Source organism: Streptomyces populi (assembly GCF_002911015.1).
GTDB classification, from domain to species: Bacteria; Actinomycetota; Actinomycetes; order Streptomycetales; family Streptomycetaceae; genus Streptomyces; species Streptomyces populi.
The window spans coordinates 1-4,391 of the sequence record NZ_KZ627057.1; the positions used below are offsets into that span (position 1 = coordinate 1).

Sequence of the window (4,391 nt, forward strand, 5' to 3'; positions counted from 1 at the left end):
CCGCCGGTCATCGTGCAGCCGATGCGGTACATGGTCGGGTCGGCCTTCGCGACCGAGAGCCGTCCCGGCCTGTCCGTGCACTGGTACAGCTTCTGGCCGTCGAACGGCGCCGCGGCCGGGTACCCGGTGGCCGTGATGCTCGAGACCTTCGGCACGGCCGGGGCGTTGAAGTTCACCGGCAGCGCCGAACCCACCGTCTCCTCAAGGGACTTGCCGCCGCTGCCCTTCTCCGGCGTCACGTGCAGCACCGCGTAGTCGTACGAGGCCCCCTGGCCGCCCGTGGAACCGCCCTGCTCGATCCACTGGTCCGAGGTCTGCGCCCAGTCGCTCCACCAGACGCCGTACGGGGCGACCTCCTCGCGCGGGGCGCTCTCCAGCTGCGCCTCCGTCCTGCCCTGGTCGTTGTAGGAGGGCACGAAGGCGATGTTGCGGTACCAGCCGCCCTTCTTCCCGGCGTGCACGCAGTGGCCCGCGGTCCACACCAGGTTGGACTTGCCCGGGTGCGCCGGGTCCTCCACCACCGTCGCCGAGCAGACCATCGTGCCCTCGGGGGCGTCGAAGAACACCTTGCCCGCCACGGGCACGCTGGCGTGGTACGAGGTCTTCACGGCCTGTGCCGTCACCGGGGCCGGTTCCGGGTCGGTGACGCCCTGGTCACCGGTGAGGTCGTTGTCGTCGACGCCCTTGTTCTTGTCGGGGTCGTCGGCACCGCGCATGCGGTCCGGGTCCCAGAGGCCCTTGATGATCGGGTTGATGAAGTCGTCGGCCTGGCGCAGCCACTCGTCCTTGTCCCAGTTCTTCCAGGCGCCGTCCTTCCACTTGTCGACATCGATGCCGTGCTCCTTGAGCTTGTTCTTGATGTCGTCCGGGATCTGGATCTTCCCGTCACCGGCCTGGGACGCGGAGGCCGTCGGCTCACCGCTCGCCGTGTCGCTCCCCGAATCGCAGGCGGTGGCCGTCAGCGCCAGGGCCGTGGCGAGGCCGACGGCGGCCAGGACGGGGGACGTTCTGCGGCGCGCGCTCCTGCCTCGACGGGCGGCGAAGGGCGGGCGTATGGATCGCATGGTGTAACTCCCCCTGAGGGTGTGGGAACTGTGCGGCTGCGGGCACCTGAGCGGTTCGTCCGGCACGGCCGAACGGCATCACAGACTAGGCGGTCGCTGTGCGGGACATCCGACGGTACGGCAACGGTTCAGCTACGGGGTCGTGGCCCCGGTGGCCGTCCTCCGGTGGCCGTCCTCCGGCGGGCGGCCACCGGGGGGTCGCCGACCCTCCCCGGCAAAGAACCCGTAAGGAACACCGGATTCACCCGCTTCCCAACGCCGGTGGCGTCGTTGGTACGTACGGGGGGCCTGCCGCCTGCGTCCGGACCCTCCTGCCAACTCGCCTCTGGACAGCGGGAGGACCTGAAGTCGTGGCCGTGACCGAGTCAGCGGTGGTGCCGGTGGAGGCGCCGGGGGAAGGGGAATCCGAGGGGGCGCGGGACACCGGCGCCGGAGCGGCCGAGCGGGCGCGCGCGGCGCACGAGGGCATTCTGCGGCGCCAGTCGGCACGCGAATCGGCGGCGCGCACCTACGCGCGTGCCCTTCCGATCGTTCCCGTGCGGGCCCGCGGGCTGACGATCGAGGGGGCCGACGGACGCCGCTACCTCGACTGCCTCTCCGGAGCCGGGACCCTGGCCCTCGGGCACAACCACCCCGTCGTCCTGGAGGCGGTCAGGAAGGTCCTGGACTCCGGGGCGCCCCTGCACGTCCTGGACCTCGCGACACCGGTCAAGGACGCCTTCACCACCGAGCTGTTCCGCACGCTCCCCCCGCGGTTCGCCGAGCGCGCGCGGATCCAGTTCTGCGGACCGGCCGGGACGGACGCCGTGGAGGCCGCGTTCAAACTGGTGCGCGCGGCCACCGGCCGCAGCGGCATGCTCGCGTTCACCGGCGCCTACCACGGGATGACCGCGGGGGCGCTCGAAGCGTCCGGCGGCGCGACCGACGTACGCGTCGCGCGCCTGCCCTACCCGCAGGACTACCGCTGCCCGTTCGGCGTCGGCGGCGACCACGGTGCCGAACTCGCCGCGCGCTGGACGGAGTCCCTCCTCGACGACCCCAAGTCGGGCGTGCCGCTCCCCGCCGGGATGATCCTCGAACCCGTCCAGGGCGAGGGCGGGGTCATTCCCGCGCCGGACACGTGGACACGGCGGATGCGCGAGATCACGCGAGCCCGGTCCGTCCCGCTGATCGTGGACGAGGTCCAGACGGGTGTGGGCCGGACCGGCGCCTTCTGGGCGGTGGAACACAGCGGGATCACCCCGGACGTGATGGTGCTGTCCAAGGCCATCGGTGGCAGCCTGCCGCTGGCCGTCGTCGTCTACCGCGACGACCTCGACGTCTGGCGGCCCGGCGCCCACGCGGGCACCTTCCGCGGCAACCAACTGGCCATGGCCGCCGGCACGGCCACCCTGGCGTACGTCCGCGAGCACGGCCTCGCCGAACGCGCGGCGACCGTCGGCGCCCGGATGCTGGAGCGACTGCGCCCGCTCGCCGCGGAGTTCGACTGCGTCGGCGACGTACGCGGCCGCGGCCTGATGATCGGCATCGAACTCGTCGACCCCGAAGGGCCGCCGCACCCCGCCCCGGACGGCCCCCGCCCCGCCGCCCCCGAACTCGCCGCCGCCGTCCAGCGGGAGTGTCTGCGCCGGGGCCTGATCGTGGAACTCGGGGGCCGCCGGTCGAGCGTCGTACGGCTCCTTCCCCCTCTGACGATCAGTGACGAACAGACGTCCGCCGTGCTCGACCGGCTCGCGGACGCGGTGAGCGCGGTGAGCGCGACGGCACGGGGGGACCGGCGCCACGAGAGGGACGGGGAACAGGGTGCCGACGGTCCCCGGTGACGGTCCGGCCGCTCCGGCGCGGGCGTACGCACGCGGGCGGGACTCACCGGACCGCCCGCCCGCGAAGGCCGCGGACCCGACGGGCGCCGGTCGACGGCCGGCCCGCCCCGGACCGCCACCGTCGCCTCCACGGCCCCCGTCGGCCTCCCCCTCCGCAGCGGCCGGCCAGGAACGCCGAGAGCCCGACGCACTCCGGTTCCGCCCCGGTCCGTCACCGCACGAACCCGAACGACCCGCAAGGAATCCCTCGTGAACGCCACCCCCGCACCCGACAGCCCTCCCTCCCCGTACGAGCGAGCGGTCCCCGGCACACCGGTCCCGCACCCGCCCGGACCGGAGTCCGTTCCCCGGCAGAAGGAGGCGGCCCGGGCGCCCGAACGGCCGGGCGGGACCACCGTCGACCTGCTCGACCTGCTGGACCACCCCGACACCCGGACGGCGGCGCAGGCGGCTGCGGTCGAGAACCTGCTGCGCTGCTGGGTGCGGGAGAACGACCTGGCGGCCCCCCACGACGGCACTCTCCGCATCGAGCTGCCGGCCAGTGGCGCGGCCCTGCTCGTCCCCGTCCACCACTGGTCCCCCTCCGGCTGGCACCGCTTCGGGCTCCCCCTTCTCGCCGGCGCTCCCGAACAGGCACCGCCCGTCGACGCGGTGACGGTGGCGGCCCTGCTCGCGCGGCAGACGGCCCCCGGAACACCGGCCGCGGACCCGGGCCGGCCGGCGCCCCCCGACGGGCCGCCCGCCGCCCCGGGCGGACCCGGCCCCCGGTGCCCGGACAGCCCGGCCGGTGAAGGCGCCGACCTCGTCGGCCGCGTCGCCGACTCGGTCCGGCGCACCGCCGTGTTCATCAGGGACCGCAGGGAGCACCCCGCCGACCCGGCCGACCACTTCCTCGCCGCCGAACAGGCACTCCTCCTCGGCCACCCGCTGCACCCGACACCGAAGGGGCGCGAGGGCCTCTCCGACGAGGAAGGCAGGCTCTACTCACCCGAGTTGCGCGGCTCCTTCCCCCTGCACTGGATGGCGGTCGCCCCCTCGGTGCTGGCGTCCGACTCGGCGTGGACGGAACGCGGCCGCCCCGTGTCGGCGGAGCAGCTGACCATGCGGCTGGCCGGGCCCGGCCTGTCGCTCCCCGACGGCTGCGCCGCCGTACTGCCCCTGCACCCCTGGCAGATGCGCGAGGTCCGGCACCGCCCCGGGACCGCGGCCCTGCTGGACGCCGGGCTGCTCCAGGACCTCGGTCCCCACGGCACCCCCTGGCACCCCACCTCCTCCGTCCGCACCGTCTACCGCTCCGGCGCCCCCGCGATGCTGAAACTGTCGCTGGGCCTGCGCATCACCAACTCCCGCCGGGAGAACCTCCGCAAGGAACTCCACCGCGGCACGGAGGTCCACCGCCTGCTGCGCGGAGGCCTGTTCGAGCAGTGGCGGTCCGTCCACCCCGGCTTCGACATCGTCCGGGACCCGTCCTGGCTCGCCGTCGACGGTCCGGACGGCAACCCGG

3 protein-coding genes are annotated in these 4,391 nt (G+C 74.3%); 2 read left to right on the forward strand and 1 reads right to left on the reverse strand.

The annotated features are described in order from the left end of the window. Positions 1 to 1,064, reverse strand: a 1,064-nt coding sequence (locus tag CW362_RS42380; protein ID WP_103554903.1) for a trypsin-like serine peptidase, incomplete at its 3' end; no start/stop codon positions are given. 350 nt (positions 1,065 to 1,414) lie between these two features. Here CW362_RS42380 and CW362_RS42385 point away from each other — a divergent pair. Then, positions 1,415 to 2,887: a diaminobutyrate--2-oxoglutarate transaminase family protein gene (locus CW362_RS42385; protein WP_103554904.1), complete on the forward strand. Its 1,473-nt coding sequence runs from the start codon at positions 1,415 to 1,417 to the stop codon at positions 2,885 to 2,887. A 249-nt stretch (positions 2,888 to 3,136) separates the two neighbouring features. After that, positions 3,137 to 4,391 (forward strand): IucA/IucC family protein (locus tag CW362_RS42390; protein WP_206301224.1); only part of this gene is annotated, 1,255 nt, incomplete at its 3' end.